Annotated in this window: 24 protein-coding genes and 1 pseudogene; 16 read left to right on the top strand and 9 right to left on the bottom strand. The window is 67.3% G+C overall.

What is annotated here, in order from left to right; translation table 11 throughout:
• Positions 1 to 61 precede the first annotated feature (61 nt).
• Entirely contained in the window at positions 62 to 1,483 is a 1,422-nt protein-coding gene (gene tldD, locus JHW45_RS04565; RefSeq protein WP_272859763.1) for a metalloprotease TldD, read from the bottom strand.
• 191 nt (positions 1,484 to 1,674) lie between these two features.
• Here tldD and coxB point away from each other — a divergent pair, with 191 nt between their 5' ends.
• The 12 genes from coxB to JHW45_RS04625 all read left to right on the top strand — a co-directional run bounded on the left by coxB (position 1,675) and on the right by JHW45_RS04625 (position 12,710).
• On the top strand, positions 1,675 to 2,574 hold the full coding sequence (gene coxB, locus JHW45_RS04570; protein ID WP_419181830.1) for a cytochrome c oxidase subunit II: 900 nt from the start codon (positions 1,675 to 1,677) through the stop codon (positions 2,572 to 2,574).
• Positions 2,575 to 2,598: 24 nt separating this feature from the next.
• Positions 2,599 to 3,516 (top strand): heme o synthase, encoded by a 918-nt coding sequence (gene cyoE / locus JHW45_RS04575; protein WP_272859764.1) that lies wholly within the window; start codon positions 2,599 to 2,601, stop codon positions 3,514 to 3,516.
• Positions 3,516 to 3,737: a hypothetical protein gene (locus JHW45_RS04580; RefSeq protein ID WP_272859765.1), complete on the top strand. Its 222-nt coding sequence runs from the start codon at positions 3,516 to 3,518 to the stop codon at positions 3,735 to 3,737. The genes cyoE and JHW45_RS04580 overlap by 1 nt, the downstream gene beginning before the upstream one ends.
• Before the next feature lie 47 nt (positions 3,738 to 3,784).
• Entirely contained in the window at positions 3,785 to 4,297 is a 513-nt protein-coding gene (locus JHW45_RS04585; RefSeq protein ID WP_272860539.1) for a cytochrome c oxidase assembly protein, read from the top strand.
• A gap of 31 nt (positions 4,298 to 4,328) precedes the next feature.
• Positions 4,329 to 5,159 (top strand): cytochrome c oxidase subunit 3, encoded by an 831-nt coding sequence (locus JHW45_RS04590; RefSeq protein ID WP_272859766.1) that lies wholly within the window; start codon positions 4,329 to 4,331, stop codon positions 5,157 to 5,159.
• 65 nt (positions 5,160 to 5,224) lie between these two features.
• Positions 5,225 to 5,629 (top strand): GFA family protein, encoded by a 405-nt coding sequence (locus JHW45_RS04595; RefSeq protein ID WP_272859767.1) that lies wholly within the window; start codon positions 5,225 to 5,227, stop codon positions 5,627 to 5,629.
• The gene (locus JHW45_RS04600) at positions 5,629 to 6,300 is read left to right on the top strand and encodes an SURF1 family protein (RefSeq protein WP_272859768.1); all 672 of its coding nucleotides are present in this window, start codon (positions 5,629 to 5,631) and stop codon (positions 6,298 to 6,300) included. The genes JHW45_RS04595 and JHW45_RS04600 overlap by 1 nt, the downstream gene beginning before the upstream one ends.
• 10 nt (positions 6,301 to 6,310) lie before the next feature.
• Positions 6,311 to 7,687, top strand: coding sequence for a threonine synthase (thrC, locus tag JHW45_RS04605; protein ID WP_272859769.1), 1,377 nt, complete (start codon positions 6,311 to 6,313; stop codon positions 7,685 to 7,687).
• Between the two features lie 62 nt (positions 7,688 to 7,749).
• Positions 7,750 to 8,958 (top strand): M16 family metallopeptidase, encoded by a 1,209-nt coding sequence (locus JHW45_RS04610; protein ID WP_272860540.1) that lies wholly within the window; start codon positions 7,750 to 7,752, stop codon positions 8,956 to 8,958.
• On the top strand, positions 8,958 to 9,539 hold the full coding sequence (locus JHW45_RS04615; protein ID WP_272859770.1) for a GNAT family N-acetyltransferase: 582 nt from the start codon (positions 8,958 to 8,960) through the stop codon (positions 9,537 to 9,539). The genes JHW45_RS04610 and JHW45_RS04615 overlap by 1 nt, the downstream gene beginning before the upstream one ends.
• A 45-nt stretch (positions 9,540 to 9,584) precedes the next feature.
• Positions 9,585 to 10,988, top strand: a complete 1,404-nt coding sequence (locus JHW45_RS04620; RefSeq protein WP_272859771.1) for an FAD-binding oxidoreductase — start codon at positions 9,585 to 9,587, stop codon at positions 10,986 to 10,988.
• A gap of 78 nt (positions 10,989 to 11,066) precedes the next feature.
• Complete coding sequence (locus JHW45_RS04625) at positions 11,067 to 12,710, top strand: FMN-binding glutamate synthase family protein (protein ID WP_272859772.1); 1,644 nt, start codon at positions 11,067 to 11,069, stop codon at positions 12,708 to 12,710.
• Positions 12,711 to 12,901: 191 nt separating this feature from the next.
• Here JHW45_RS04625 and JHW45_RS04630 read toward each other — a convergent pair whose 3' ends face one another.
• Together JHW45_RS04630 and JHW45_RS04635 are read right to left on the bottom strand one after the other, a co-directional pair.
• Positions 12,902 to 13,438, bottom strand: coding sequence for an adenine phosphoribosyltransferase (locus tag JHW45_RS04630; RefSeq protein WP_272859773.1), 537 nt, complete (start codon positions 13,436 to 13,438; stop codon positions 12,902 to 12,904).
• Positions 13,435 to 14,037 carry a flavin reductase family protein gene (locus tag JHW45_RS04635; protein ID WP_272859774.1) on the bottom strand — a complete coding sequence of 201 codons (603 nt, stop codon included), beginning with the start codon at positions 14,035 to 14,037 and terminating at the stop codon, positions 13,435 to 13,437. The genes JHW45_RS04630 and JHW45_RS04635 overlap by 4 nt, the downstream gene beginning before the upstream one ends.
• Before the next feature lie 111 nt (positions 14,038 to 14,148).
• On the opposite strand from JHW45_RS04635, the pseudogene JHW45_RS04640 reads away from it, so the two are divergent.
• Both JHW45_RS04640 and JHW45_RS04645 read left to right on the top strand, forming a co-directional pair.
• Positions 14,149 to 14,625: pseudogene (locus tag JHW45_RS04640) on the top strand (GNAT family N-acetyltransferase); the annotation flags it as partial.
• A 100-nt stretch (positions 14,626 to 14,725) separates the two neighbouring features.
• Positions 14,726 to 15,520, top strand: a complete 795-nt coding sequence (locus tag JHW45_RS04645) for an EcsC family protein (RefSeq protein ID WP_272859775.1) — start codon at positions 14,726 to 14,728, stop codon at positions 15,518 to 15,520.
• A gap of 30 nt (positions 15,521 to 15,550) precedes the next feature.
• Here the strand turns inward: JHW45_RS04645 and JHW45_RS04650 are convergent, their stop codons facing one another.
• Positions 15,551 to 17,074, bottom strand: coding sequence for an ATP-dependent DNA helicase (locus JHW45_RS04650; protein WP_272859776.1), 1,524 nt, complete (start codon positions 17,072 to 17,074; stop codon positions 15,551 to 15,553).
• 123 nt (positions 17,075 to 17,197) lie between these two features.
• Here JHW45_RS04650 and JHW45_RS04655 point away from each other — a divergent pair, with 123 nt between their 5' ends.
• Positions 17,198 to 17,578: a hypothetical protein gene (locus JHW45_RS04655; RefSeq protein WP_272859777.1), complete on the top strand. Its 381-nt coding sequence runs from the start codon at positions 17,198 to 17,200 to the stop codon at positions 17,576 to 17,578.
• Positions 17,579 to 17,653: 75 nt separating this feature from the next.
• Here JHW45_RS04655 and ccrA read toward each other — a convergent pair whose 3' ends face one another.
• Entirely contained in the window at positions 17,654 to 18,946 is a 1,293-nt protein-coding gene (gene ccrA / locus JHW45_RS04660; RefSeq protein ID WP_272859778.1) for a crotonyl-CoA carboxylase/reductase, read from the bottom strand.
• A gap of 307 nt (positions 18,947 to 19,253) precedes the next feature.
• Here ccrA and JHW45_RS04665 point away from each other — a divergent pair, with 307 nt between their 5' ends.
• Positions 19,254 to 21,212: a protein meaA gene (locus JHW45_RS04665; RefSeq protein WP_272859779.1), complete on the top strand. Its 1,959-nt coding sequence runs from the start codon at positions 19,254 to 19,256 to the stop codon at positions 21,210 to 21,212.
• Between the two features lie 129 nt (positions 21,213 to 21,341).
• Here the strand turns inward: JHW45_RS04665 and rpmE are convergent, their stop codons facing one another.
• From rpmE to rimM, 4 genes are read right to left on the bottom strand one after another with little or no spacing between them, the layout of a single operon-like run.
• Positions 21,342 to 21,563 (bottom strand): 50S ribosomal protein L31, encoded by a 222-nt coding sequence (gene rpmE, locus JHW45_RS04670; RefSeq protein WP_272859780.1) that lies wholly within the window; start codon positions 21,561 to 21,563, stop codon positions 21,342 to 21,344.
• A 14-nt stretch (positions 21,564 to 21,577) separates the two neighbouring features.
• Positions 21,578 to 21,976: a 50S ribosomal protein L19 gene (rplS, locus tag JHW45_RS04675; RefSeq protein ID WP_272859781.1), complete on the bottom strand. Its 399-nt coding sequence runs from the start codon at positions 21,974 to 21,976 to the stop codon at positions 21,578 to 21,580.
• Positions 21,973 to 22,782 carry a tRNA (guanosine(37)-N1)-methyltransferase TrmD gene (gene trmD / locus JHW45_RS04680; RefSeq protein ID WP_272859782.1) on the bottom strand — a complete coding sequence of 270 codons (810 nt, stop codon included), beginning with the start codon at positions 22,780 to 22,782 and terminating at the stop codon, positions 21,973 to 21,975. Before trmD ends, rplS begins: the two co-directional genes overlap by 4 nt.
• The gene (rimM, locus tag JHW45_RS04685; protein WP_272859783.1) at positions 22,779 to 23,276 is read right to left on the bottom strand and encodes a ribosome maturation factor RimM; all 498 of its coding nucleotides are present in this window, start codon (positions 23,274 to 23,276) and stop codon (positions 22,779 to 22,781) included. The genes trmD and rimM overlap by 4 nt, the downstream gene beginning before the upstream one ends.
• Positions 23,277 to 23,310: the final 34 nt, after the last annotated feature.

Here is a 23,310-nt window from a genome sequence, read left to right on the forward strand (position 1 = left end):
TCATCCTGAAGACAGGATTAGCGCGGGACGGGTTAAGACAAGGTTACCGCCGGCGCGATTTCTAGGCCGCCGATCCGCCCACCGTCAGCCCGCCGATCATCAGCGTGGGCTGGCCGACGCCCACCGGCACCCATTGCCCCTGCTTGCCGCAATTGCCGATGCCGGGGTCCAGCGCCATGTCGTTTCCGACCGCGCGGACCTGCTGCAACGCGGTCGCGCCGTCGCCGATCAGCGTGGCGCCCCGGATCGGATCGCCCAGAACGCCGTTCTTCACGCGATAGGCCTCGGTGCAGGAAAAGACGAACTTGCCGTTGGTGATGTCCACCTGCCCACCGCCAAAGCCCACCGCATAGATCCCGTCCTTCAGATCGGCGAGGATCGCGGCCGGGTCGGCGTCGCCGCCGGGCATGTAGGTGTTGGTCATGCGCGGCATCGGCGCGTGGGCGAAGCTTTCGCGGCGGCCGTTGCCGGTCGGCTGCACGCCCATCAGCCGCGCATTCTGGCGGTCCTGCATATAGCCCACCAGAATCCCGTCCTCGATCAGCACGTTGCGCGCGGGCGGCGTGCCTTCGTCATCGACGCTGAGACTGCCGCGCCGGTCGGGGATGGTGCCGTCATCGACCACGGTGACGCCGGGGGCGGCGACGCGCTGACCCATCAGCCCGGCAAAGGCGCTGGCCTTCTTGCGGTTGAAATCGCCTTCCAGCCCGTGGCCCACCGCCTCGTGCAGCAGGATGCCGGGCCAGCCGGGGCCAAGCACCACGTCCATCACCCCCGCCGGCGCGGGAACCGAGCGCAGGTTCACCAGCGCGATCCGCAGCGCCTCGTCCACGGCTGCCTGCCAGTGCGCCGGCTGCATCAGCCCCTTTAAAGAGACGCGGCCGCCGCCGCCGTGACTGCCGGATTCGCGGCGGTCGTTGTTTTCCACGATCACTGCGACATTCAGTCGCGCCATCGGGCGCATGTCGGTGACTAGCCCGCCTTCCGGGCGCAAAATCGCGACCTCTTGCAGCGACGAGGAGATCGCGGCGGTGACCTGCACCACGCGCGGGTCAAGGCCGCGGGCATAGTCGTCGATCTGGCGCAGCAACTCGATCCGGCGGGCGACGGGGATGCCGTCGGCCGGGTCCAGCGCGGCGTAAAGCGGCGTCGCGCGCATCGGTGCGGGCTGGGCCATCGTGCCGCCGCCCGCGCCCACGGCCAGACGCGCGGTTTCGGCCGCGCGGTGCAGCGAAGGCTCGGAAATCTCGGTGGAATGGGCATAGCCGGTGACCTCGCCGCGCACGGCGCGCAGGCCGAAACCCTGCTCGGCGGTATAGCCGGAGTTGCGCAACCGGCCGTCATCGAAGACCAGCGTTTCCGCGACCGAGCGTTCCAGAAACAGCTCTCCGTCATCGGCGCCGGCGACCGCGTCGCGCAGGATGGCCAGCGTGCGGTCACGGTCCAGAAACCGGGTGAACGGGTCAAAGCGGTCGCGGTTCATGCGCAGGCTCCTGATTGCGGACCGGGCAGGGGCGGGGACGGGTCGGTGCCGAAAGTCGCGGCCATTTCCGAGGTATCACTTGCCCGAGAGGTTGTAATATGGTCATAGAACGGGCCATGTGAAAGGGAAAGGGGCGGCCTCGCGCGGCCCCCTCGGCCATGCAGGCCGGGCCAACGCTACGGGATGGAACGATGGCAAGAGCGATGATTCGACATGCGGTTGCGGCAGCGATGGGGTCCGCCGTGGCGGGCATGATGTCCGGGGCGGCACTGGCTCAGGATGTGTTGGGCGATTTGCCGACGATCGGCAAGCCGCACGCGAAGGGTATCGGGTTCCAGCCGGCGGCGACGGAACTGGCCCGCGATCAGCAATGGCTTGACCATTTCGTGCTGATCATCATCGCGGCGATCACCATCCTGGTCTGCGTGCTGCTGCTGGTCGTCATCGTCCGCTTCAACAGCCGCGTGAACCCGGTTCCGGCCAAGTTCACCCACAACACCCCGCTGGAAATCGCCTGGACGCTGGTGCCGGTGCTGATCCTGATCGCCATCGGGGCGTTTTCGCTGCCGGCGCTGTTCCGCAGCCAGGAAATGCCGCCCAACCCCGACATCGTCATCAAGGCCATCGGCAACCAGTGGTACTGGTCGTATGAATACCCGGATAACGATCTCAGCTTCGATTCGATCATGCTGGCCAAGGACGAGCTGGCCGAGTACGGCTACAGCGAGGATGAATATCTGCTGGCCACCGATACCGCGGTCGTCGTGCCGGTGGGCCAGACCGTCCTGTTGCAGGTGACCGCCAACGACGTGATCCACAGCTGGACCATTCCCGCCTTCGCCGTCAAGCAGGACGCGGTGCCCGGCCGCATCGCCCAGGCGTGGTTCAACGTCGAGCAAGAGGGCATCTATTTCGGCCAGTGCAGCGAATTGTGCGGCATCAACCACGCCTACATGCCGATCGTGGTCAAGGCCGTCTCGCCCGACATCTATGCCGCCTGGGTCGCCGAACAGGGCGGCACCCTGCCCGAGGCGCAGCAGGCAGCCCTTGGCCTGCCCGCGCCGAAGCTGGAACTGGCCCGGGCCGACTGAGGGGCCTGACATCAGGAACGCGCGATGACCGAGATCCATGCATATGAAGGCGCCCCCGAGGCCGAGTTCCGCGACTATGTCGCGCTGCTGAAGCCGCGGGTGATGTCGCTGGTGGTGTTCACGGCGTTCGTGGGCCTGCTGGTCGCGCCGGTCCCGGTGCATCCGTTCATCGCCGTCTGCTCGGTCCTGTTCATCGCGCTTGGCGGCGGGGCGTCGGGCGCGCTGAACATGTGGTACGATGCCGATATCGACGCGGTGATGAAGCGCACGCAATCGCGCCCGATTCCCGCCGGCCGGGTCGAGCCGGGCGAGGCCCTGGCCATCGGGATCGCGCTGTCGATCATTGCGGTGACGATGCTGGGACTTGCGGCGAACTGGTTCGCGGCGGCGTTTCTGGCCTTCACGATCTTCTTCTATGCCGTGGTCTACACGATCTGGCTGAAACGCTGGACGCCGCAGAACATCGTCATCGGCGGCGCGGCGGGTGCCTTTCCCCCGATGATCGGATGGGCCTGCGCCACCGGCGGCGTCAGCATCGAATCGCTGTTGATGTTCGCGCTGATCTTCTTCTGGACGCCGCCGCATTTCTGGGCCTTGGCGCTGTTCATGAAAGAGGATTATCACAAGGCGGGCGTGCCGATGCTGACGGTGACGCATGGCCGCGCCGTGACCCGCCGCCACATCTTTGCCTATACGCTGGTCCTTGCCCCGTTCGCGATCTGGCTGGGGCTGACGCCGGTTGGCGGGCCGATCTATCTGGCGACCGCGGTGGTCCTGAACGCGCTGTTCATCGCCGGCGGCTGGCGCATCATGCGCCGCGACGAGGGTCGCGCGGTGGCCGACGGATACAAGGTCGAAAAGCAGGTCTTCCGGCTGTCGCTGTATTACCTGTTCCTGCATTTCCTGGCCCTGCTGGTCCAGCACTGGGCGGGGGCGTGGTGATGGCGATGCAATCCGAACACGATCTTCACCGCCGCCGCCGATCCCGCAATGTCGGGCTGGGACTGGTTCTGGCCGCCTTCGTGGCGCTGGTCTTCGGGCTGACCATCGTCAAGGTCCGTCAGGGCGACATGCTTGAGGCGTATGACCATCAGCCGCGCGTGTCGGTCCTGCCCTCGCCCGCAGAACCCGCCACCCCAACCGTGCAGGAGGGTCAGCAGTGAGCAGGAATTCCAGAACCGTCCTTGGCCTTGTCGGCGTGGTGGTGACCATGGCCGCGCTGGCATGGGTCGCGGTGCCGTTCTACAGCTGGTTCTGCCGGGTGACGGGCTTTGCCGGCACCACGCAGATTTCCTCTGCCGCGCCCGATACGGTGCTGGACGAGGTCGTGCGGGTGCGTTTCGACGCCAATGTCGACAAGAACCTGGATTGGACCTTCCGGCCGATGCAGACCAAGATGGAGGTGCGGATCGGCGAGGATGCGATGGCCTTTTACGAGGCGGTCAACAACTCGGACGAGACGATCACCGGCACCGCCAGCTATAACGTCGCGCCCGAGGTGGTGGGATATTATTTCGACAAGATCCAGTGCTTCTGCTTTACCGAACAGACGCTGGAACCCGGCGAGCGTGTCGAGATGCCGGTAAATTTCTATGTCGATCCCGAGCTGGTCGATGATCGCGACGCGAACTGGGTCCGGGATATCACCTTGTCCTACACGTTCCACCGGACCGAGCCGAAGCAGGCGGCGCTTGACGTCGCCCCGGCCAAAAACGTCAACTGAGCTAGCACGAGGAGCCGACGGGGATCTGACCATGGCGCACGCTAAGAACCACGACTATCATATTCTTCCGCCGTCCATCTGGCCCTTCATCGGCGCGATTTCGGCGTTCCTGATGCTGTATGGCGCGGTGGGCTGGATGCATTCCGAAGAGGTGCATCTGTTCTGGATCCCGGTGTCCGGCCCGTGGCTGTTCCTGATCGGTCTGGTCGGTGTGTTCTACACGATGTACAGCTGGTGGTCCGACGTCATCCGGGAGGGCGAGGCCGGCGATCACACCCCGGTGGTGCGGATCGGGCTGCAATACGGGTTCATCCTGTTCATCATCTCCGAGGTGATGTTCTTCGTCGCGTGGTTCTGGAACTGGTTCAAGAACGTCCTGTATCCGATGGGCCCGATGAGCCCGATCAAGGACGGCGTCTGGCCGCCCGAGGGCATCGTGACCTTCGATCCGTGGCATCTGCCGCTGATCAACACGCTGATCCTGCTGCTTTCGGGCGTCGCCGTCACCTGGGCGCACCACGCATTGGTGCATGAAAACGACCGCAAGACCACGATCAACGGGCTGATCGTCGCCGTGTTCCTGGGGGTCTGCTTTACCATCCTTCAGGCGTACGAATACAGCCATGCGGCATTCGGTCTGTCCGACACCGCCTATGCCAGCGCGTTCTATCTTGCGACCGGGTTCCACGGCTTTCACGTCATCATCGGCACGATCTTCCTGACCGTCTGCCTGTACCGGATGCTGCGCGGCCAGATGAGTCAGGAACAGCATGTCGGCTTCGAGGCCGCTGCGTGGTACTGGCACTTTGTCGACGTGGTCTGGTTGTTCCTGTTCGGCGCCGTCTATATCTGGGGCAGTTGACGCCACTGAAGATCGTTTGCAGAACGCGCGGGGCAGGTCCCCGCGCGTTTTCGTCAGGAGGAACCATGTTGACAGGCGGATGCCAGTGCGGCGCGGTGCGGTATCGCGTCGATGCCGAACCGATCCGCGTCTATTGCTGTCACTGCACCGAATGTCGGGCGCAGTCCGCCTCGGCCTTCGGGATCTCGGTCATCGTTCCGGCCATGTCGCTGGCGCTGACGCAGGGTGCGGTGAAGAACTGGTCGCGGCAGACCGGATCGGGCAAGGTGCTGGATTGCGCCTTCTGCCCCGATTGCGGCACCCGCCTGTGGCATGTGAACGCCCCTGCGGGCGATCGGATGTCGGTCAAGGGCGGCAGCCTCGATGGCGGCGTCGATCTGTCGGAATCGTGGCATATCTGGACGTCCAGCAAGCTGGCGGGCGTCGTTATTCCCAAAGGCGCGCGGCAGTTTCCGCGCGATCACCCGTGATGAAGCGTTACCTGTTCCCCCTGATCCTCGGCATCGTCGGCTGCGCCATCCTGATCAATCTGGGGCTGTGGCAGCTGCGCCGGATGGAGTGGAAGGAAACCATGCTGGCCCGGATCGAGGACAGGATCGCGGCGCCGGCGGTGCCGCTGCCAGAGACGGTCGATCCGTCGATGAAATACATGCCGGTCGAGGTCAGCGGCACCACCACCGGGGACGAGATCGACGTGCTGTCGGGCACCAAGGAACAGGGCGGCGGCTATCAGATCGTGTCGCGTTTCGTCACCGATGACGGGCGCGCCATCCTGCTGGATCGCGGCTTCGTGCCGCAGCAGGATCGTCACGCCGAACGCGGCCCGACGCGGCTGTCCGTGCGCGGCAACCTGCACTGGCCCGACGAGAAGGCCGGCTCCACCCCCGCGCCGAATCTGGACGAGAATATCTGGTTTGCCCGCGACGTGCCGGCCATGGCCAAACATCTGGACACCGAACCGATCCTTGTCGTCGCCAGCGCCGTCGAGGGCGATGCGCAGGGGGTCCAGCCGATCCCCGTCGCGGTCGAGGGGATTCCCAACAATCACCTGTCCTACGCGCTGCAATGGTTCATGATCGCGGCGGTCTGGGCAGGGATGACAGTCGGCCTGATCTGGCGTATCAGGCAGCGGAAATACTGAGGGAACAGGCATGCGTTACGTCTCGACCCGGGGGCAGGCCTCGGTGCTGAACTTCGAACAGGCGATGCTGTCGGGACTGGCGCGCGACGGCGGTCTTTACCTGCCCGAAATCGTGCCGCCGTTCGACGGTCTGGATGGGCTGGACGGGCTGTCCTATGAACAGGTCGCGTTCCGCGTCATCCGCCCCTTCACCGGCGACAGCTTCAGCGACGATGAACTGCGCGGCGCCATCGACCGGGCCTATGCACGGATCGAGCACGCGGCCAGGGCGCCGCTGCATCAGCTGGCCCCCGGCCATCATCTGCTGGAACTGTTCCACGGCCCCACCCTGGCCTTCAAGGATTTCGCGATGCAGCTGATCGCGCAGCTGTTCCGGATCGCGCTGACGCGGTCGGGCCAGCGCATCACCATCGTCGGCGCGACCTCGGGCGATACCGGCAGCGCCGCGATCGAGGCGTTTCGCGGCATCGACAATGTGGACGTGTTCATCATGTTCCCCCATGGCCGCGTCAGCGAGGTGCAGCGCCGCCAGATGACCACGCCGGACGCCGAAAACGTCCACGCGCTGGCGCTGGACGGGCATTTCGACGATTGCCAGGCGCGGCTGAAGGATTTGTTCAACGACCACGATTTCCGCGACCGGGTTGGGCTGGCCGGGGTGAACAGCATCAACTGGGCGCGGGTGGTGGCGCAGATCGTCTATTACTTCACCGCGACCGCCAGCCTGGGGATGCGGCCCACCGATTTCTGCGTGCCGACCGGCAATTTCGGCGACATCTTCGCCGGCAGCGTCGCGCGCGCGATGGGCGTGCCGATCCGCCGGCTGATCGTGGCCACGAACCAGAACGACATCCTGCACCGGGCGCTGACGACCGGCGAATACCGGGTGGGCGAGGTGCATCCCTCGATCAGCCCGTCGATGGATATTCAGGTCAGCTCGAACTTCGAACGGGCGCTGTATCTGGCCTATGACGGCGATGCGGGCGCGGTCCGGCAACTGATGGACGAACTGAAACAGGGCGGCTTCACCATCAGCCAGGGCGCGTTGCAGGCGCTGCGCGACCAGTATCTGTCCGGTCATGTCAGCGAGGACGAGACGCTGGCCATGATCCGGACCGTGCGCGCGGAAACCCGCCAGATCCTGTGTCCGCACAGCGCCGTCGGCGTGGCCGTCGCGCGGCGGCATCTTGACCCCGGCGTGCCGATGGTGACGCTGGCCACCGCCCATCCCGCCAAGTTTCCCGACGCGGTCGAGCGCGCCGTAGGGGTGCGCCCGGACCTGCCGCCGCACATGGCGGGGCTGTTCGACCTTCCCGAACGCGTCACACGAATCGATAACGACGTGGACGCGCTGAAATCCCTGATCCTTGAACGGAGAACGTCTTGACCAGCGACCCGCATCTGCAACTGACCACCCTTGGCAACGGTCTGCGCATCGCCACCCGCGCCATGCCCGGCCTGCATTCGGCGGCGCTTGGCATCTGGGTGAACGCGGGCGGCCGGAACGAGCGGGCCGAGCAGAACGGGATCGCGCATTTCCTGGAACACATGGCGTTCAAGGGCACCGCGACCCGCAGCGCGTTGCAGATCGCCGAGGCGATCGAGGATGTGGGCGGGTTCATCAACGCCTATACCTCGCGCGATGCGACCGCCTATTACGTGCGGGTGCTGGAACAGGACGTCGATCTGGCCTTCGACGTGATTTCCGACATCGTGCTGAACCCGGTCTTCGACGAACGCGAGATCGAGGTCGAGCGCGGCGTCATCCTGCAAGAGATCGGGCAGGCGCTGGACACGCCCGACGACATCATCTTCGACTGGCTGCAAGAGGCCGCCTATCCCGATCAGGCCATCGGCCGCCCGATCCTGGGACCGGCCGAACGGGTCGCCAGCTTTGGCCGTGCCGATCTGGCCGGGTTCGTGGCCGAGAATTACGGCCCCGGCCAGATGATCGTCTCGGCCGCGGGATCGGTCGATCACGACCGCATCGTCCGTCTGGCCGAAACCGCCTTCGGGCATCTGGCCCCGGTGCAGCAGAACCCGCGCGAAGATGCAATCTGGCAGGGTCGCGAATTGCGGCGCGTGAAAAAGCTGGAACAGGCGCATTTCGCGCTGGCGCTGGAGGGGCCGGGCTATCTGGCGCCCGATTTCTATGCCGCGCAGATCTTTTCGGCGGCACTGGGCGGCGGCATGTCCTCGCGCCTGTTCCAGAAGATCCGCGAGGAACGGGGCCTGTGCTATACGATCTTCGCGCAGTCGGGGTTTCACGACGATACCGGCATGATGACCGTCTATGCCGGAACCGGCGGCGGCGACGTGGCCGAGCTTGCGAATCTGACTATCGACGAGATCCGGCGCGCGGCCGGCGACATGACCGAGGCCGAGATCGCGCGCGCCAAGGCGCAGCTGCGCGCGGGGCTGCTGATGGGGCTGGAAAGCCCCTCGGCCCAGGCCGAGCGGGTGGCGCGCGTGCTGGCCATCTGGGGCCGGGTGCTGGACCCGGCCGAGGTGGCCGAACGGATCGCCGATGTCAGCCTGACCGATGTGCGCGAACATGCCGAACGGCTGATCGGGCAGGCGCGTCCCGCGCTGGCGCTGTATGGGCCGGTGCGGTCGGCACCCTCGCGCGAGGTGCTGGCCGAAAGGCTTGCCGCCTGATGTTTTCACGGCGGCGCCCCGTCCGGCTGGAGACCGAGCGGATCGTCCTGCGCCTGCCGGCGCATTCCGATTTCAACGCCTGGACCGCGCTGCGGGTGGAAAGCCGCGATTTCCTGACCCCGTGGGAACCGGTATGGTCGCCCGACCATTTGTCGCGGAAAAGCTTTACCAACCGGGTCTACTGGGCCGCCCGCGCCAGTCGCGGCGGCACCGCGCTGCCGCTGTTCCTGCTGCGCCGCGACGGGGTGTTGCTGGGGGCGATCACGCTGGACAATATCCGCCGCGGGCCGGCCCAGTCGGGGACCATCGGCTATTGGATCGGCAAGCCCTTCATTCGGCAGGGATTCATGCGCGAGGCGATCGGGGCGCTGGTCCATCACGCCTTCAGCACGCTGGACCTCAGCCGGATCGAGGCCGCCTGCCTGCCTGAAAACGCCGCCTCGCGCGGGGTTCTGGAACGGTCCGGATTCAAGTATGAGGGCGTCGCCCAAAGCTATCTGCAGATCAACGGGCGCTGGCGCAACCACGTGCTTTACGCCAATCTGCGCAGCGACAGGCGCGGGCGCAGCGAGGCGCGATAGGCCGATCTGCGTACCGCCCGACGCGGTCGAAGGAAGGGCAACAGGATGGGGTTGGAACCCGCGGATCGACGGCTGACGGCGCGCTTGCCCCATGGCGTATTGCGCGAGATGGCGCCCGCCTATGTGGAAGAGCCGCGCGGACGGTTTCACGGTCAGGCCGGGCTGGTGGCGGCGCCCCGCGATGCCGAAGAGGCCGCAGCGGTGATCCGGGCCTGCGCCGCGGCGCGGGTGGCGGTGGTGCCGCGCGGCGGCGGCACCGGTCTGGTCGGCGGTCAGGTGATGTCCCAGGGGCCTGCGCCGCTGATCCTGTCGCTGGAACGGATGACGGCCATCCGCGACATCTTCGCCGACGAAGCGGTGATGGTGGTCGAGGCGGGCGTCACCCTACAGGCGGCGCGCGAGGCCGCGGCCGGCGTGGATCGGCAGTTTCCGCTGTCGCTGGCGTCGCAGGGCAGCGCCCAGATCGGCGGGGTGCTGGCGACCAATGCGGGCGGTGTGAACGTGCTGCGGCACGGCAACGCCCGCACCCTGTGTCTGGGGATCGAGGCGGTGCTGCCCTCGGGCCGGATCATGCACGATCTGAAACGGCTGCGGAAGGACAACACCGGCTATGACCTGCGCGACCTGCTGATCGGGGCCGAGGGCACGTTGGGCGTCATCACCGCCGCCTCGTTGGTGCTGGCACCGGTTCCGGCGGAAACGGGCGTGGCGATGCTGGTCGTCGAGGACCCGGCGGCGGCGCTGCGTCTGCTGGCCTTGGCGCAGGGGCGCATGGCGGGCGGCGTCTCGGCGTTCGAACTGATCGCGGGGCAGGGGCTGGACTTTCTGGCGCAGCATTTCCCGCAGATGCGCCAGCCCTTTGCGCCGATCCCGCCATGGCTGGTGCTGATCGAGATCGGGCTGCCCGCCGGGATGCGGGCCGACGATGCGCTTGAGGCGCTGTTCGTTCAGGCCGCCGAGGCCGGTCTGGTCAGCGACGGCGTGATCGCGCGGTCGGGTCAGCAGGCGGCCGATCTGTGGGCGCTGCGCGAACATATCCCGTTGGCCAACCGCGCCGTGGGCGCCATCGCCAGCCACGATATCAGCCTGCCCTTGTCCGAAATCGCGCGGTTCATCACCGAAGCCGAAGCGATGCTGGCCGGCGAAGGCGACATGCGGGTGAACTGTTTCGGCCATCTGGGCGACGGCAACCTGCATTTCAACCTCTTTCCCGCCCGGGGTCGGCGGCGCGAGGATTACGACGATATCCGCAGCGATCTGTCCCGGCGCATCCACCAGATGGTCGTATCGGCCGGCGGGTCCTTTTCCGCCGAACACGGAATCGGCCGTCTGAAGGTGGGCGATCTGGCGCGGTGGGGCGATCCGGCCCGGCTGGCCGCGATGCGCGCGATCAAGGACGCGCTGGACCCTGCGGGGATCATGAACCCCGGTGCGGTGCTGCCGGCATAGTCCGTTCCGGGCTCTGTTTTTTCTTACGGCATCCGTGTTAATCGGGCATGCTGCATTTCGAATTGACGGGAGAAGGCCATGCGCCTGCGCTTTACCCGCGTGTCCGAGCGCGCGCGACATTACGAACGCTATCTGCCGCTTGCCATCGTCGTCGCGATGATTCCCATCGGATACGCGCTGACCGGCGTGGCCCCGGTTCTGGGCGCGCTGATCGCGTTGCTGGGGCTGGCGGGGTCGGCGATGGGCATCTACGATCTGTTCCAGACCAACCACACGCTGATGCGGAACTATCCGCTGACGTCGCGGATGCGCTATCTGCTGGAATATTTCCGGCCCGAGATCCGGCAGTATTTCGTCGAGGACGATCACGCCGAAACGCCCTTTTCGCGCGAACAGCGCGCCGTCGTCTATCGCCGCGCCAAGGGGATCGAGGGCGTGCGCCCGTTCGGGACGCTGCGCGACGTCTACAGCGACGGATATGAATGGCTGAACCATTCGATGGCGACGACGCATCTGGACGACGACGATTTCCGCATCCGGATCGGCGGTCCGGACTGCACCCGGCCCTATGACAGTTCGGTCGTCAACATCTCGGGGATGTCGTATGGGGCGCTGTCGCCGAACGCGATCGAGGCGCTGAACCGGGCGGCGAAGAAGGGCGGGTTCGCGCATACGACGGGCGAGGGCTCGATCTCTCGCTATCACCGGATGGGGGGCGATCTGGTCTGGCAGATCGGGTCGGGCTATTTCGGCTGCCGCGACGAGAACGGCAATTTCAGCGCGGAGAAGTTCCGCCTGAACGCCGCCGACGATGCGGTGAAGATGGTCGAGATCAAGCTGAGCCAGGGCGCCAAGCCCGGTCATGGCGGCATCCTGCCGGGACCGAAAGTGACCGAGGCGATTTCCGAGGCGCGGGGCGTGCCCGAAGGCGTGGCCTGTGTCAGCCCGTCGTCGCATTCGGCGTTCTCAAGCCCGCGCGGGCTGTGCGAGTTCATCGCGGAATTGCGCGATCTGTGCGGCGGCAAGCCGGTGGGCGTCAAGCTGTGCGTGGGCCATCCGTGGGAATGGTTCGCCATGGCCAAGGCGTTCCAGCAGACCGGCATCGCGCCCGATTTCATCGTCGTCGACGGCGGCGAGGGGGGCACCGGCGCGGCCCCGGTCGAGTTCGCCGATCACAAGGGCGCGCCGCTGCGCGACGGGCTGATGCTGGTCCATAACACATTGGTGGGCCTAGGGATTCGCGACCGGATCAAGCTGATCGCATCGGCCAAGATCATCACCGCCTTTGACATCTGCCGCATCTCGGCCCTGGGCGCGGACGGGGTGAACATGGCGCGCGGGTTCATGTTCGCCATCGGCTGCATCCAGGCGCAGACCTGTCACACCGGCAAATGTCCGACCGGCATCACCACGCAGGACCCCGACCGCTATCGCGCGCTGGTCGTGCCCGACAAGGCCGAGCGGGCGGCGCGGTTTCATGCGGCGACGATCCATGCGCTGAAGGAGGCGTGCGAGAGTTCCGGGCTGCGGCACCCGGACGAGTTCACGCCGCATCACCTGATGATCCGCACCGGCCCGCGCGAGGTGCGCTCGGCCGCCAGCCTTTACGACTGGATCAAGCCCGGCGCGCTGCTGGAGGGCGGGTCGATGCATCCGGCCTTCGCGAAATACTGGGATCGCGCGGGCATCGAGGAATGGGGGATGACGCGCACCGGCGCCTGAGCCGGTGTTGCGCAACACCCCCGCGCAACGCAGCGCGCGGTGGTTGTGGCCGGGGCGGGGCGTATGGGCGGCGCAGGGCCTGCACATGCTGGGAAACTGGCCGCACAGGCGATGCACATTGCGCGCACCGGACGTGCACAGCGCGTACACCGCTTGCGGGCGTTGCGCGGTGGGTTGCCCCCGATCCCCCGTTAATCGCCGCCGAAGGCGCACAGCGTGTGGACCTGCATGTCCATCGCCTCGATGCGGGCGCGGCCGCCCAGATCGGGCAGGTCGATCACGAAGGCGCAGCCGACGACCTGCGTGCCCAGACGCCGGCACAGGGTGATACCGGCGCCGGCGGTGCCGCCGGTGGCCAGAAGATCGTCCACGATCAGCACCTGTTCGCCGGCGCGCAGGGCGTCGTCGTGAATCTCCATCACCGCCTCGCCGTATTCCAGCTTGTAGGCTTCGCGGATCACGGCGCCGGGCAGCTTGCCCTGCTTGCGGACGGGGACAAATCCGGCAGACAGGCGGTGCGCCACCGCCCCGCCCAGGATGAACCCGCGCGCCTCGAGCCCCACGACCTTGTCGATGCGATGCCCCGCATAGGGGTTGACCAGCTGGTCGATGGTCAGGCCGAAGCCGCGCGGATCGGCAAACAGCGTCGTCACGTCGCGGAACATGACCCCTTCGCGGGGAAAATCCGGGATCGTGCGGATATAGTCGCGCACCTGCGGGCCGGTCATGCGGGACGCTCCATCTCGAACAGATCGACGGTGGCGGCATAGTCGCGATAGCCAAGACGCGAGATCCAGCCGCCCGCCGGGCGCGGATCGAAGCGGCCCGCGACCACGCAATCGTCGCGGATATGGACGCCGGTGACGACGCCGAAGACGACGTAGTTCGATTTGCCTGCCAAAGGCACGATCTGCGTCATCCGACATTCCAGCGCGGCCACGGCATTCGCCACGCGCGGGCAGTCGATGGTGTCGCACGGGGCGGCGTCGATGCCGGCTGCGTCGAATTCGCTGGTGCCGGCCGGCAGGGGGGCGGAACTGGCATTGACCTGATGGCGCAGATCGCCGCTGGCGATATTGACGCAGAACACGCCGGTTTCGACGATCTGGGCCACACTGTCCTTGGTGTCGGCGCGGTCGCGCTTGGCGCTGACGGACGAGAACATGACCTGCGGCGGCACATAGGCTACGGCGTTGAAGAAGGAATAGGGGGCCAGATTGTCGCCCTGCCGGCCGCGGGTCGAGATCCAGCCGATGGGGCGGGGCGCGACGATGGCGTTGAAGGGGTTGTGGGGCAGGCCGTGTCCGGCTTCGGGGCGATAGAACAAGATGCGGCCTCCTGTAGGGTCGCGCCCAACCTGCCACCGGTTTTCGGGCTGTGCAATGTTCCGCTTGGGTCCGGCGCATGGTAAGGGGCGCGCCGGGACCGGAGAGGCGCGATGTACGAGATCTGCACCGAGACAGAGGCCGACGAATACGAGGTCGAGACGCTTTACGATCTGTGCTTTGCGCCGGGCCGCACGGCGCTGTCGTCGTATCGGCTGCGCGACGGCGTGCCGCGCGTGGCCGATCTGTGCCTGGTGCTGCGCGACCCGGGGGGCATCGTGGTGGCCGCGATAAGGTTCTGGCCGGCGCGGATCGAGCCGGCCGCGGTGCTGCTGCTGGGGCCGATCGCGGTGCATCCGACGGCGCAGGGCGAGGGGCTGGGCGGGCTGCTGATGCGCGACAGCCTGACCCGGGCGCGGGCGATGGGCTGGGACCGGGTGCTGCTGGTGGGCGATGCGCCCTATTATTCGCGCTTCGGATTTCAGCGGCTGGACGGGGTGGTGATGCCGCCGCCGACCAACCCCGACCGGGTGCTGGGGCTGGAACTTAGGCCCGGCGCGTGGGTTGGGATCGCGGGTCCGGTCACGCGCGAGGAGACGCCGGCCGCCGCGTCGGGACTGGCCGACGGCGCCGGGGCTTCCCATATCAGGTCGGACTGTAGCGAAATCGAACATCCCAGAGAGGCCGCGCATGGCGTCCAATCCGCAAATGGTTCTGCCGCCGATCACCGATCCCGGCGTGCATGAACAGATCGACCGTCTTGCCCGCCGCTATGTCGAGGCGGGCGGGCTGGGCATGGAGATCATGTCGATCATCGGCGACAGCGCCGAGAACCTGGTCGCGCGGCTGCCCGGGTTCGTGCGCGCGCGCATGGACGGGTTGACGCGCATGGCGCTGCGCCGGGCGTTCACGGCGGCGGCGGGCACGCGGCGCGTGGTCCGCGACCGGGGCGACTGGTTCAACCGGCTGGCCTCGACCGTCAGCGGGGCAGCGGGCGGCGCGGCCGGGTTCGCCGGCGCGATGGTCGAGATGCCGTTCACGGTGACGCTGCTGCTGCGATCCATGCTGGACATCGCCGCCGAACACGGGCTGGACCCCGAAAGCGAGGAGGTGCGGCTGGAATGTCTGCGCGTCTTTGCCGATGCCGGGCCGATGGATTATGACGACAACGCCGATCTGGGCCTGCTGGCCGCGCGGTTGTCGGTGACGGGGCAGACCGTGCAGGGGCTGATCAGCCGGGTGGCGCCGCGCCTGTCGGTGTCGCTGGGCCAGAAGATGGCCGCGCAGGCGGCGCCGGTCTTCGGCGCCTTCGTGGGCGCGTCGATCAACTATACCTTCGCGCGGTATTATCAGGAAGTGGCGCGGGTGCATTTCGGGATCATGCGGCTGTCGCACGAGACTGGCATCCCGAAAGAGGCGCTGATCGAACGGCTGCGCCTGTCGATCGAGCGGACACGCGAGCGGGGGCGTTCGCGCCGGGACTGAACCACTGGCCGGTGCCGGTGTCCGGGGGCGTCAGCCTTCTTCCGCGTCCAGCGCCAAGGCGGGGGCGGGGATGGCCAGATCGTCGGTCGACAGGCCCTGCGCCGGGCGCGCAAGGCGCGGGCGCGTCACCCAGTACAGCCGTTCCTGCGCGCGGGTGATGGCCACATAGGCCAGGCGTTTCCACAGCGCGATTCCGGCCTCGGTCCGGTTCGACCAGGCGGCGGCGCCGATATCGGGGCCGAAGACCTGCACGTCGGGCCACTGGCTGCCCTGCGATTTGTGGATCGTGACCGCCGCGCCGTGCAGGAACGCCGCGCCCATGCGGGCGGCGTAGGGGATGAAGGGTTCGGCGGCGTCCGGCATCTCGATCTTGACGATGCTGGCGGCGGACAGGCGCGGGTCCTCGGCCCCGATGACGTGCAGGCGCGAGAATCCGGGCTTGCGGCCGGGGCCCAGATAGACCACCTGCGCGCCCCTGATCAGGCCCCGCGCCTCGAGGTCGATGCGGCGTTTGCGGTGTTTCAGCGGCAGTTCCAGCCCGTCGCAGATCAGCGGCTCGCCCGGCAGCAGCGCGTCGCCGGGTGCGCCGAACGCCGCGCGAAAGGCGTGGATCAGGCGGATCCGGGTGGCGTTGCGCCAGACCAGCACCGGGCTGCGCGCCATCAGGTCGGATTCCACGCGTTCGGCCCAGATCACGCGGTCGTCGCGCGACGCCGCCTCGCGCAGCATGCGTTCGAACGCGTCGAAGGTCAGGCTGTCGTCGGACAGGGCGTGGGCCAGATCGAGGATCGGGCTGTCATCGGCCTGCCGGTGGACGCGGTGCAGGACCAGGCGCTGGCTTTCGGCAAGCCGGTCGAAGACCATTTCGCCCGACTGCCCGACCGGGGCAAGCTGGGCCGGGTCGCCGAACAGGACCAGCACCGGAAAGATCTCGCGCAGGTCGTCGAACTGCTTTTCGTCCAGCATCGAAGCTTCGTCGATCAGCCCGATATCCAGCCCGTCCTCGCGCCGTTTCCAGCCCTTGATGAAGTCCGAGCCGCGCAGCCCCGCCGCCGCCAGCGCGCCGGGAACCGAGGCGTGGATGTCATAGAACGCCCGCGCGCGGTCCAGCGCCTCGGGCGTCAGATCGCCTGCGTCGGGGCGCGTGCCTTCGCCCGCCAGCCATTCGGCGATGCGTTCGTATTCGGGATCGTAGACCGGCGTATATAGGATGCGGTGGATCGTGGTCGCGGGCACGCCGCGGGTGCGCAGCACGAAGGCGGCCTTGTTGGTGGGCGCGAGGATCGCGACGGTGCGGCGATCCTTGCGGCGGCGGCCTTCGTAATCGGCGCTGATCAGATCGACGCCGGCCTGCCGCAGGGCGCGGGTGATTTCGGATAAAAGCAGCGTCTTGCCGGAACCGGCCTTGCCGATCACCGCCATGACGCGGCCCTTGCCGGGCTGGGGTGGCGCGATTTCCTCGGCCACCAGATCGACGCCGGCGGATCGGAACGTCTCGGCCAGCGCGTCCCACGCATCGGCCTGATCGGGGGAAAGGGAGGGAACGGAGGTCATGGCCGGACCCTATCGCCGGCACCGGCGGCCCGCCAGCCGGAAAGCCGCTGCGGGCGACGCGGCGCCGGACCTTTCGGGCGGGGCCGGCGTTACCGCAGAAGATCGTAGCAAGGAGGCAGAGCGATGCAATCCAGATCGACACGGCGCGGCGCGATGTCCGCGACCGATCCGGTCGTGATCCTGTCGGCCATCGTCGTCGCCGGCGCGATGCTTGGCGCGCTGATGGCGCGGGGCGGGCGCAGCGGGCGCAGCCGCGACAGCCGCGGCTTTGAGGGGTGGCGGGGCCGCGACGAAGCCACCGGTGCCGGGCGAAGACGCTGGGGCACGCGCCTTGCGGCGGTGGCGCCGCAGGTCGCGGAGGATGCGGCCGGGACCGCCGAGCATGATTTCGTGCGGCCCGCCGGTCCCGAAGCGATGCGCGACGCGCCGCGGCGGGACTGGTCGCAGGCAGACGAGATCAGCGACGAATCCTTTCCGGCCAGCGATCCGCCGGCCACCTACTGACCCGCCCCGCGCGAACGCGCAGCGGGCGCCGCCGTTCCCGGCAGCGCCCGCGACGGGTCGGGTGGATCGGTCGGCTCAGCCGCGCGGGCCGGATTCCAGCGCGTCCTCGAACGTGCGCAGGCCGGTGGTGGGGGCCTGGACCAGCACCGACATGTTGCCGGGCTTGTGTTCGTTGCGATACATCTTCATGTGCGCCTGCGGGATTTCGGCCCACGGGAACACCTCGGACATGCAGGGGTCGAGGCGGCGTTCCAGCATCAGCCGGTTGGCGGCGCTGGCCTGTTTCAGATGCGCGAAATGGCTGCCTTGCAGGCGTTTCTGGTGCATCCACATATAGCGCACGTCGAAGGTGCAGTTGAAGCCCGTCGTGCCGGCGCAGATCACCACCATGCCGCCCTTCTTGCACACGAAGGTCGAGACGGGGAACGTCGCCTCGCCCGGATGTTCGAAGACGATATCGACATTGTTGCCCTTGCCGGTGATGTCCCAGATCGCCTTGCCGAACTTGCGGACCTCGGTGAACCATTCCTTGTATTCGGGCGTGTTCACGGTGGGCAGCTGGCCCCAGCAGCTGAAATCCTTGCGGTTGATGACGCCCTTGGCGCCCAGGGACATGACGAATTCGCGCTTGTCCTCTTCGCTGATGACGCCGATGGCGTTGCCGCCCGCCGCGTTGATCAGCTGGATCGCATAGGAACCCAGCCCGCCCGAGGCGCCCCAGACCAGCACGTTCATGCCCGGCTTCAGCTCGTGCGGTTCGTGCCCGAACAGCATCCGGTAGGCGGTGGCCAGGGTCAGCGTATAGCAGGCCGATTCCTCCCATGTCAGGTGGCGCGGGCGCGGCATCAGCTGTTGCGACTGCACGCGGGTGAACTGGGCAAAGCTGCCGTCCGGCGTCTCGTATCCCCAGATGCGCTGGGTGGGCGAATACATCGGATCGCCGCCGTTGCATTCCTCGTCGTCGCCGTCGTCCTGGTTGCAGTGGATCACGACCTCGTCGCCGACCTTCCAGCGCCGCACCTTGTCGCCCACGGCCCAGACGATGCCCGAGGCGTCCGAACCGGCGATGTGATAGGGCTGCTTGTGGACGTCGAACATGCTGACCGGGATGCCCAGCCCGGCCCAGATGCCGTTATAGTTGACGCCGGCCGCCATCACCATGACCAGCACCTCGTTGCTGTCGATGGTCGGTGTGTCCACCACCTCAAGCTGCATGGCCTGATCGGGTTCGCCCTGCCGTTCGCGGCGGATCGCCCAGGCATGCATCTGCCTGGGGACATGGCCAAGCGGGGGCATTTCGCCGATCTCGTACAGGTCCTTCTGGGGCGCCTCGTAGGGCGCGATCTGGGTCGGGGCGTCCAGGGCCATCGCGTTCTCCTTCGTCGTGCCGCGGCGCAGAATCGCCGGGGCGTATTGCAGTTGCGTAACCGCGCTCGCGCAACATTGCAACCGGTCGGGGCCGGGTTCGGGTAACAATATGTCCGAAAATTTTCGCGTGACGCTGCGGCATGGCTGCGGTGCAGCGTGGGTGCGCGGGGTGCGGCGGCAGCAGGGGCAGGGGCGGCGGGACGGGCGGCTGGGAAATCCCGGCTTCGCCGCGCTGCGGCGAATTGACGACGCAGCAATCTTTCGGTATCCGGTCGTGGACCGAAAGAATGTTACGGGGACACATGCGATGGCCGAGAAGGACAAACCCTGGCTGTTCCGCACCTATGCGGGCCATTCGACCGCCGAGAAATCGAACGCGCTGTATCGCGGCAATCTGGCCAAGGGGCAGACCGGCCTGTCGGTCGCCTTCGATCTGCCGACCCAGACCGGCTATGACAGCGATCACGTCCTGGCGCGCGGCGAGGTGGGCAAGGTCGGCGTGCCGGTCTGCCATCTGGGCGACATGCGGGCGCTGTTCGATGCGATCCCGCTGGAGCAGATGAACACCTCGATGACGATCAACGCGACGGCGCCGTGGCTGCTGTCGCTGTATATCGCGGTGGCCGAGGAACAGGGCGCGAACGTGTCGAAATTGCAGGGCACGGTGCAGAACGACCTGATCAAGGAATATCTGTCGCGCGGCACCTATATCTGCCCGCCCAAACCGTCACTGGCGATGATCACCGATGTGGCGGCCTATACGCGCGAGCACCTGCCGAAATGGAACCCGATGAATGTGTGTTCCTATCACCTGCAAGAGGCCGGGGCGACGCCGCAGCAGGAACTGGCCTATGCGCTGGCCACGGCCATCGCGGTGCTGGACGATCTGAAGGGCAAGGTGTCGCAGGCCGATTTCCCGGCCATGGTCGGGCGGATCAGTTTCTTCGTGAACGCCGGCATCCGCTTCGTGACCGAGTTGTGCAAGATGCGCGCCTTTACCGAGTTGTGGGACGAGATCACCCGCGACCGATACGGGATCGAGGACGCGAAATATCGCCGCTTTCGCTATGGCGTGCAGGTCAACAGCCTGGGCCTGACCGAGCAGCAGCCCGAAAACAACGTCTATCGCATCCTGCTGGAGACGCTGGCGGTCACGCTGTCAAAGAACGCGCGGGCGCGGGCGGTGCAGTTGCCGGCCTGGAACGAGGCGCTGGGCCTGCCCCGGCCCTGGGATCAGCAATGGTCGCTGCGGATGCAGCAGATCCTGGCCTATGAGACGGACCTGCTGGAATACGGCGATCTGTTCGACGGCAGCCCGGTGATCGCCGCCCGGGTCGAAGAGCTGAAACAGGGCGCGCGCGACGAATTGCGCCTGCTGGACGAGATGGGGGGCGCGATCGCGGCCATCGACTATATGAAGTCGCGGCTGGTCGAATCGAACGCGGAACGGCTGAACCGGGTCGAGGCGGGCGAGACGGTGGTGGTCGGCGTCAACCGCTGGCAACAGGGAGAGCCGTCGCCGCTGATGGCCCAGGGCGGCGGCATCATGGTCGTCGATCCGGCGGTCGAGCAGGACCAGATCGACCGTCTGCGCGCATGGCGCGAGACGCGCGACGAGGCGGCGGTGCGCCAGGCGCTGGACGCGCTGCGCGACGCGGCGCGGCGGGGCGACAACATCATGCCCGGCTCAATCGCGGCGGCGCGCGCCGGGGCCACGACCGGCGAATGGGCGGGCGTGATGCGGCAGGTGCACGGCGAATATCGCGGCCCCACCGGCGTGTCGGCCAGCCCGTCGAACCGGACCGAGGGGCTGGAGGAGATCCGCGAGGCGGTCGATGCGGTCAGCGCGCGGCTGGGACGGCGGCTGAAATTCGTGGTCGGCAAGCCGGGGCTGGACGGCCATTCCAACGGCGCCGAACAGATCGCCTTCCGCGCCCGCGATTGCGGCATGGACATCACCTATGACGGCATCCGCATGACCCCCGAACAGATCGTCGCCCGCGCGGCCGAGGACCGGGCCCATGTCATCGGCCTGTCGATCCTGTCGGGCAGCCACCTGCCGCTGATCGAGGAGGTGACGCGGCGCATGCGCGAGGCGGGCCTGGGCGACGTGCCGGTGATCGTGGGCGGCATCATCCCCGACGAGGACGCCCGCCGCCTGCTGGCAATGGGCGTCACCCGCGTCTACACGCCCAAAGATTTCCAGCTGAACACGATCATGATGGACATCGTGGCGCTGGTGCAGCCGGACGAGGCGGCGGCTTGATCCGCACCGGAAGCTGGGGGATCTTGCATCCCCCAGACCCCCTGCAAGCTATTTGAAAAGAGGGCGAGGGGGCAGGACGAAAACCCCGCCCCGGTGGGGCGGCGTTTCGGGGTCGTGCGGTGGGGCGGATCAGAAGCCCAGGCCGGCGTATTTGTTCTTGAAGCGCGACACGCGGCCGCCGGTGTCCATCAGGCGCGACGAGCCGCCGGTCCAGGCCGGGTGGGTGGTCGGGTCGATGTCCAGCGACAGCGTCTCGCCCTCGCCGCCCCAGGTCGAGCGGGTGCGATAGATCGTGCCGTCGGTCATCTTGACTTCGATCATGTGGTAATCGGGGTGGATGTCTTTTTTCATCGTGGCAACCTTTCTCAGGCCTTCGCGTCGGCTTTGGGCTTGTCGGCTTTGGGCTTGTAGTTCGACATTTCGGCGATGCGGGCCGATTTGCCGCGGCGGTCGCGCAGGTAATACAGCTTGGCCCGGCGGACCTTGCCGCGGCGGACCACGTCGATGGAATCGATATTGGTCGAATAGAGCGGGAACACGCGTTCCACGCCTTCGCCAAAGCTGATCTTGCGGACGGTGAAGCTGGCGCCGATGCCGCTGCCGCCCTTGCGCGAGATGCAGACGCCTTCATACATCTGCACGCGGGTGCGGGTGCCCTCGGTCACCTTGTAGCCGACGCGCAGGGTGTCGCCGGCCTTGAAATCGGGGATGGCCTTGCCGAGCTCGGCGATCTGCTCGGCTTCCAGTTCTGCGATCAGGTTCATCGCTTAGGTTCCTTGTGCTGCTCGCGGTGGTCCCGCGATTGGTCTGATGCGCCCGAGAGCTGTCGGTCCTTTGCCGGGTCCATGGCCGAGGCTTCGGTCCATGCCCGCCACAGGTCGGGGCGGCGTTGCTTGGTCAGCCTTTCGGCTTCGGTATTCCGCCATGCGTGAATGGCCGCGTGATTGCCCGAAAGAAGAACATCCGGGATCTGGCGGCCTTGCCACAGGGCGGGCTTCGTGTACTGGGGGGCTTCCAGCAGGCCCCGGTTGCCGATGGAAAAGGATTCCTCGGCCAGGGACGCCTGATTCCCCAGCACGCGGGGTATAAGCCGGACAGTGGCGTCGATCAAGACCTGAGCCGCGATCTCGCCCCCGGTCAGGACATAATCGCCGACGCTGATCTCTTGGACGCGGTGGGCCTCCAGAACGCGCTGGTCCACGCCCTCGAACCGGCCGCAGATCAGGGTGACGCCCGGACCTTCGGCCAGGTCGCGGACGCGGGATTGCGTCAGGGGACGGCCGCGCGGCGACATGTAGAGAACCGGGCCGGGATGCGCGGCGCTGTGCAGGGCCGCGTCCATCACGTCGGCGCGGATCACCATGCCGGCGCCGCCGCCCGCCGGCGTGTCGTCCACGTTGCGGTGCCGGCCGATGCCGAATTCGCGCAGCGGGATCGTGCGCAGGTTCCACAGCCCCTGCGCAAGCGCGCGTCCGGTCAGCGACAGGCCGAGGATGCCGGGAAACGCCTCGGGGAACAGGGTCACGACGCTGGCGGTCCAGACATCCGCGTCCTGCTGACCGGCGGTCATTCGTCGCTGTCCGGCGGGTCGGCCACGATCCGTCCCGCCGCCAGATCGACCGTCGGCACGACGGCGCGGGTGAAGGGCAGCAGGATCTGTTCGGTGCCGATCACCTCGAGAATGTCGCCCGCGCCGTGATCGAAGATCGCGCGGACGCGGCCCAGCGACGCGCCGCCGGTGTCGAACACCTCGAGCCCGATCAGGTCGGCGTGATAGAATTCGTCGTCAGGCAGCGAGGGCAGGGCGTCGCGGGGTGCCCAAAGCGTGGTGCCCTTCAGCGCCTCGGCATCCTCGCGCGTGGCGACGCCCGACAGGCGCGCGCCCAGCCCGCCGGTGACGGGGCGGGTCAGGGTGACGGCAAAGCTGCGCCTGCCGTCCTCGGTCGTCAGCGGACCGTATGCGGCGATGTCGCGGGGGTCGCTGCAAAAGCTTTTCAGCCGCACCTCGCCCCGGACCCCGAAGGCCCCGGCGATGGCACCCACGCAGATGCGATCACTGGACATGCGTTCCCCCGGCGTGCCGCGATGAGGACGGCGG

Origin of the sequence: Paracoccus stylophorae (assembly GCF_028553765.1) — a bacterium.
In the GTDB taxonomy this organism is placed as follows: domain Bacteria; phylum Pseudomonadota; class Alphaproteobacteria; order Rhodobacterales; family Rhodobacteraceae; genus Paracoccus; species Paracoccus stylophorae.